The 1,210-nt window shown below is 42.0% G+C and carries 1 protein-coding gene; it reads left to right on the top strand.

Annotated elements, in window-relative coordinates:
• Nucleotides 1-66: 66 nt before the first annotated feature.
• Nucleotides 67-1,210: Nramp family divalent metal transporter (locus tag ABZS58_RS51425; protein ID WP_354792162.1), on the top strand; the 1,144-nt coding region annotated here is incomplete at its 3' end.

Below are 1,210 nucleotides of genomic sequence, written 5' to 3'. Positions count from 1 at the left end.
TCGCCTGGGACCTGACGCGGGGCGCCGACGCGGGCCGCTGGCCCGTCTTCGCCGAGGAGGCCACCGGTGCCGGTGTGCGGGCGGTGTACTCGCTGCCGCTGGGCGACGCGCGGGTGTGCGTCGGACGGAACTGTCGAGGTACCCAAAGGCAAAGGCTTTTGGAAAACCCTGTTCGCCTATTCTGGACCGGGAGCATTAGTTGCTGTGGGATATATGGATCCAGGCAACTGGTCTACTTCGATTACGGGTGGGCAAAACTTCCAGTATTTATTAATGTCGGTCATTTTAATGTCTAGTTTAATTGCAATGCTATTACAATATATGGCTGCTAAATTGGGAATTGTTAGTCAAATGGATTTAGCTCAAGCAATTCGAGCGAGAACGAGTAAAAAACTAGGAATCATTTTATGGATTTTAACGGAATTAGCGATTATGGCAACAGATATTGCGGAAGTAATTGGCGCATCAATTGCTCTTTATTTACTTTTTAATATTCCGCTTGTCGTCGCAGTCTTTATTACGGTATTTGATGTTTTAATATTATTGTTGTTAACGAAAGTTGGTTTTAGAAAAATTGAAGCAATAGTTGTCTGTTTGATTTTTGTAATTCTTTTTGTGTTTGTTTATCAAGTAGCGTTGTCTGATCCTAATTGGGGGGATGTACTTAAAGGATTGGTTCCGACTGGTGAAACGTTCTCCTCTACACATTCAATTGGTGGTCAAACGCCTTTAACTGGTGCATTAGGGATTATTGGTGCAACCGTTATGCCTCATAATTTATATCTACATTCGGCTGTGTCTCAGACTCGAAAGATAAATCGTACGGATGAAGATGAAATCGCCAATGCTGTACGATTTTCAACATGGGATTCTAACATTCAATTGACTCTCGCTTTTTTTGTTAACTCCTTATTGCTCATAATGGGAGTTGCTGTTTTTAAAACAGGGGCAGTGAAAGATCCATCATTCTTTGGGTTGTATGAGGCTTTATCAAATTCGGATACATTGAGTAACGGAATTTTAATCACCGTTGCAAAATCAGGTCTTCTTTCTACATTATTCGCAGTCGCGTTACTAGCTTCTGGACAAAATTCAACGATTACCGGAACTTTAACTGGACAAGTAATTATGGAGGGATTCATTCATATGAGAATGCCAATTTGGCTAAGACGCTTAATTACGCGTTTGATTTCAGTTATCCCAGTGTTAA

The sequence above is a fragment of the Dactylosporangium sp. NPDC005555 genome (assembly GCF_040605635.1).
GTDB lineage: Bacteria > Actinomycetota > Actinomycetes > Mycobacteriales > Micromonosporaceae > Dactylosporangium.
The sequence above is the reverse complement of the archived record's forward strand: the minus strand, read 5'-3'. Positions and strand labels throughout refer to the sequence as shown.